Source organism: Sphingorhabdus sp., from assembly GCF_044239005.1.
Lineage (GTDB): Bacteria > Pseudomonadota > Alphaproteobacteria > Sphingomonadales > Sphingomonadaceae > Sphingorhabdus_B.
The window spans coordinates 1-5,106 of the sequence record NZ_JBIICH010000134.1; the positions used below are offsets into that span (position 1 = coordinate 1).

The following is a 5,106-nucleotide window of genomic DNA, read 5'->3' on the forward strand; positions in this document are numbered from 1 at the left end:
GTCCCTTGGCAACGGTCAGCGTATCGCGCAGCTTACCCTTCACCTGAATGGCAATGGTCACTTCGTCTTCCACCAGCAGGTCAGGGTTGACCTGCGGCCAAGGTGCGTCGGCGATAAGGCCGCCGCCCGTTGCCGCGCCAAGCTGCGTCCATGCTTCTTCGGCCAAATGCGGAACCATCGGCGCAGACAATGTGACGATTGTGCGGATCGCTGTGTCGCGGCTTGCCGACGGCGCTGCCTTTTCAATGGCATTGGCAAGGTCATAGATTTTTGCGACCGCTTTGTTGAACGCGAGCGCTTCAATGTCTGTGCCGACGCCGGCAATGATCTGGTGCGTTTTGCGGTCCAGCGCCTTGTCGGCACCTTGGGCGCCACTGACCTGACTTGTCAGACGCCAAAGGCGCTGCACAAATCGCCAGCAACCCTCAATCCCCGCCTCGGACCATTCCAGATCGCGTTCGGGCGGGCTGTCGGACAGCATGAACCAGCGCACGGCATCGGCGCCATATTGGTCCACAATGTCATCGGGATCGACGACATTCTTTTTGGACTTGGACATCTTTTCAATGCGCCCTGCGACTGCAGGGGCGCCGCTGTCGATGATGGTCCAGATGTCGCCGTCACGCCGCACCTGATCGGGGCTCAGCCATGTTCCATTGGCATCCTGATAGGTTTGGTGCGTCACCATGCCTTGCGTAAACAAAGACGCGAACGGCTCTTTCACATCGATCATGCCGATATGGCTGAGCGCACGGGTCCAGAAACGGGCGTAGAGCAAATGCAAAATCGCGTGCTCGACACCGCCAATATATTGGTCAACCGGCAGCCATTTTTCGGCAGCCGCACGGTCAAAGGGCTTGTCATGCGGTTGGCTTGCAAAGCGGATGAAGTACCAGCTGGAATCGACAAACGTATCGAGCGTGTCGGTTTCGCGGCGCGCCTCTTGATGACATTTCGGGCAGTCGACCTTGCTCCAGGTCGGGTGACGATCCAGCGGGTTGCCGGGAATGTCAAAGCTGACGTCTTCGGGCAATTTTACCGGCAGCTGGTCATTGGGCACGGGGACCGCGCCGCATGCCTGACAATGGATGATCGGGATTGGCGTGCCCCAATAACGCTGGCGCGAAACGCCCCAGTCGCGCAGGCGATATTGCGTTTGGCCTTGGCCCCAGCCTTCTTTCTCGGCCTTTGCGATCACATCAGCCTTGGCCTGATCGACGGTCATACCGTTCATCCAGTGCGAATTCACGATGACGCCGGGGTTGGTGTAGGCGACATTTCCGTCGAAATGGCTGTCGGTCAAATCGCCATCGGCCACGACGCGGGTAACGGGCAAATCATATTTGCGCGCGAAATCAAGGTCGCGTTGGTCATGTGCCGGGCAGCCGAAGACCGCGCCAGTGCCGTAATCCATCAATACGAAATTGGCGACATAAACGGGTAAGTGCCAGCTTGGATCCAGCGGGTGCTCAACGGTAAGCCCTGTATTGAAGCCAAGCTTTTCAGCGGTTTCAATGTCGGCCGCTGTCGTTCCGCCTTTGCGGCATTCCGCGATAAAATCCTGCAAATCAGGCGCGTTGGCCGTCAGCTTTTGCGCGACCGGGTGGTCTGCGGCAATGGCAATAAAGCTTGCGCCGAACATGGTGTCGGGGCGCGTTGTAAACACATCAATGCCGTCGTCACCGCCCGGAAAGCCGAACCGGCATTTCAAACCTTGCGATTTGCCAATCCAATTTTCCTGCATCAACCGCACCTTGTCGGGCCACTGGTCAAGCGACCCAAGGCCAACAAGCAATTCTTCGGCAAAGTCGGTAATCTTCAAAAACCACTGGCTCAGCTTGCGGCGTTCAACAGGCGCACCCGAACGCCAGCCCTTGCCGTCGATCACTTGCTCATTGGCAAGCACCGTCATGTCGACAGGGTCCCAGTTCACGGCGGACTCTTTGCGATAGACGAGCCCAGCGGCATATAGCTTCAGGAACAAGGCCTGTTCATGGCCGTAATATTCGGGTTCACAGGTCGCGAGTTCGCGGGTCCAGTCAATCGCAAAGCCAAGCCGTTTCAGCTGCGCTTTCATGTTTGCAATATTGTCGCGCGTCCAACCGCCGGGGTGGACCTTTTTCTCCATCGCGGCATTTTCTGCGGGCATGCCAAAGGCGTCCCAGCCCATGGGGTGCAGCACTTCATGTCCGGTCATGCGCTTATACCGCGCTAACACGTCACCCATGGTGTAGTTGCGCACATGGCCAATATGGATGCGGCCCGATGGATAGGGAAACATTTCCAGGACATAGGCACGTGGCTTTGTCGAGTTATCGTCCGCAACAAAGCTGCTGCGTTCTTCCCAAATCTTTTGCCACCGCGCGTCGGCGACGTGCGGGTTAAAACGCTCAACATTCGTCATAACAATTATCCGGTGATTGAAGACCGGCGAAGGTCACGCGCCTTGGTAAGAATGACCGCCTCAAGCTTTTGGACGGTTGCTGCGCGCAGCGGCGCCGCGACCCACTGGTCATTTTGCAAAACTTCGCGGCTGCCGGCGACGCGCAGGGCATCGGCACGCAAATCCTGATCAAGGATTGAAATGGTCAGCTTAACGCGCTCGCCAGGGCTTTGCGGGTTCACATACCAATCCGTAACAATGACGCCGCCCGACGAGTCGGTTTGCAGCAACGGCATGAAGGACAAGGCATCAAGCGATGCGCGCCACAGATAGCTGTTTACGCCGATCGTGGTGACTTGGCTGGCCGCGAGATCCGCCTTCGGACGTTCCCTTCCGCCACAGCCGGACAGCAGCCCCAAGCTTAACAGGCTGCCGGTCGCAATAATGAGTGCCAAGCGGTTGGTGCGCATAAAATGTCCTTGAACTATGAATATCTGAAACCTCTATAGCGGCTTGCTGTCCGGAGCAAGCTTTCTGGCTGCTGAACAGCGCGCAATTAATGCTGCGCTCATCTTCGTGCCGCTAAGTGATTGTGGACATCATGCAACATTTGGCCAAAAATCACGTTATTCGAAAGATAAATTGGATAGGCCCCTTTTGAATCGCCAAAAGCATGCGTATACCAACCAAAGACAGGAGAGTCGGTGAACGAGTATCATGGACGTGAAGCGGGCATATAAGCGGAAATACGCGACCATTGCGGCAGCATTGCTAGCAACGGGTTCGCTCGCGGTGTCGCCTCTTGTTGTTCCTGCATTCGCTGCAAAGGCTTTTTCCGAAGAGCCGTCGGCTGGACCAAGCTGGATTTCGATGTTCACGCCTGCGGGTGGTGACAGTGTTTTGGCACAGAAATTCTCGGCCGCACGCATTGAACCAAATGCGCGCTTCCCATTTACGCCTGCAAACGCCGGTGACAGCCGCACGATTACAGTCGCAGCGCGCGCCAATTCGCGTTTGACCGCTGGCGCCGTTTCCATCCGCAATGCGCTGGCAACCAACGAAGTCGGTGCGGGCAAGGGCCTTCGCCTTTCGGCGGTGGACTATCGTTTGACAGCATCAAAGGGCTGGCAAGGTTTTGCATTGCCTGCTGCGCAACGTCGCGGAGTCAAAACACCTTTGAGCGAGCTTGGAAAAAGCAGCTTCTCGCTGGACGAAACCGCGCGTAAGCCAAGCAAGTTCAGCACGAATATCAAATTGGACCAGAGCCGCGAATTGGCACCGCCAGCACGCGGCAGCGCAGCCTCGGGCGATTATAAGCTTGATGTGGGCGGAAGCTTCTCAATCAGCCGTAAAATCGACGTGACCGCCGGTGTTCGTTACGCCAGCGAAAATGACCGCGTCATTCCATTGGCTGACAACCGCAAAGACAGCGAAGCTGTCTATGTCGGAACCAAAATCCGCTTCTAAGCGGTCTTTTTCTTAAACGCATCAATCGCCGCCCAACCGTGGATCAACTGCGGCGAAAGCATCTGTGCGTTTTGGCGGTTCATGCCGCCAAGCGCGATGATGCGGCTAGACGAAGCCATTTTTGCCAGCCGGTTAAAGGCTAGCGGCCCAAGCGGTCGCGCCCCGGGGTGACTGTTTGTTGCGTAGACTGGTGATAGGAACAAAAGGTCTGGGCTTGCCGCCTTCACGTCTGCAATTTCACGCGCATCATGGACTGGCGCGCTGTGCAGCAATCGCGACGCGCGCTGGCTTCTTTGATGAAAACCATCGGCGCGCCAGCGCATCGCCGTCCGCTCGTCCCCCGCCAGCAGAAGAACATGCCCGCGCCGCCGACACATGCGCATGACTTGCCCGAACAGCAATTTTCGTGCCGCCGCGTCCAAATGATAATGTCGGAAGATAACGCCCGATCGTGCGGGAAGCCGTTGAATGGCGGGCAACAGGTCATCCCCCAATCGTTCATCGGTCATCAGCCAGATCTTCGGCAGGGGGTGGCTTCGCGGCATAGTTCTGCCTATAGCGTCGCGCTATGCAGGAAGCGACACCAGAAACGACCACCGGCCCTTTGGCCGCAATCCGTGAACGCATGGCGGCAGCCGCCAAGATGGCCCGGCGTGCGCCCGAAGACATTCATTTGATTGCGGTGTCGAAAACCCGCGCGGCCGAAGATATTGAGCCGCTCATTCACGAAGGCCAAATGCTCTTCGGTGAAAACCGCGTTCAGGAAGCGGCAACCAAATGGCTCGCGTTGAAGGAGCGCCACCCCGGCGTGCAATTGCATCTGATCGGGCAGCTTCAATCCAACAAAGCGGACGAAGCGGTCGCCTTGTTCGATATGATCCATTCGGTTGACCGGCTTTCGCTGGTCACGGCGCTTGGCAAGGCGATGGAAAAGCAGGCGCGATACATCCCGTGCTTCATTCAAGTGAACATCGGCGCTGAAGAGCAAAAGGGTGGCTGCGCGGTTTCGGAACTGCCTGCATTGATTGCGGCGGCAAAGGACAGCGGCGTTCCATTGGCCGGGCTGATGTGCATACCGCCAGCATCGATTGAGGCCGCGCCATTTTTTGCATTGTTGGCCGAGTTGGCGGCGCGTCATGATTTGCCGCAACTGAGCATGGGCATGTCGGACGATTTCGACACCGCGATCATGATGGGCGCGACCTATGTCCGCGTTGGTACGGCCTTATTTGGCGCGCGCAGCAGCCCCGTTTAAG

Annotated in this window: 5 protein-coding genes; 2 read left to right on the forward strand and 3 right to left on the reverse strand. The window is 57.4% G+C overall.

The window, feature by feature from the left end; genetic code table 11:
* Together leuS and ACILQA_RS09610 are read right to left on the reverse strand one after the other, a co-directional pair.
* Positions 1-2,404: leucine--tRNA ligase (leuS, locus tag ACILQA_RS09605; protein ID WP_395629493.1), on the reverse strand; the 2,404-nt coding region annotated here is incomplete at its 3' end.
* A gap of 5 nt (positions 2,405-2,409) precedes the next feature.
* Positions 2,410-2,853, reverse strand: coding sequence for a DUF3576 domain-containing protein (locus ACILQA_RS09610; protein WP_324479110.1), 444 nt, complete (start codon positions 2,851-2,853; stop codon positions 2,410-2,412).
* A 247-nt stretch (positions 2,854-3,100) separates the two neighbouring features.
* On the opposite strand from ACILQA_RS09610, the gene ACILQA_RS09615 reads away from it, so the two are divergent.
* Positions 3,101-3,850, forward strand: a complete 750-nt coding sequence (locus ACILQA_RS09615) for a hypothetical protein (RefSeq protein WP_395629494.1) — start codon at positions 3,101-3,103, stop codon at positions 3,848-3,850.
* On the opposite strand, the gene ACILQA_RS09620 is transcribed toward ACILQA_RS09615, so the two are convergent.
* Complete coding sequence (locus ACILQA_RS09620; protein ID WP_395629495.1) at positions 3,847-4,359, reverse strand: thiamine phosphate synthase; 513 nt, start codon at positions 4,357-4,359, stop codon at positions 3,847-3,849. The two genes, ACILQA_RS09615 and ACILQA_RS09620, sit on opposite strands and share 4 nt — an antisense overlap.
* A gap of 59 nt (positions 4,360-4,418) precedes the next feature.
* Between ACILQA_RS09620 and ACILQA_RS09625 the strand changes: the two genes are divergently transcribed.
* Positions 4,419-5,105 carry a YggS family pyridoxal phosphate-dependent enzyme gene (locus ACILQA_RS09625; RefSeq protein ID WP_395629496.1) on the forward strand — a complete coding sequence of 229 codons (687 nt, stop codon included), beginning with the start codon at positions 4,419-4,421 and terminating at the stop codon, positions 5,103-5,105.
* The last annotated feature ends 1 nt before the right edge of the window (position 5,106 follow it).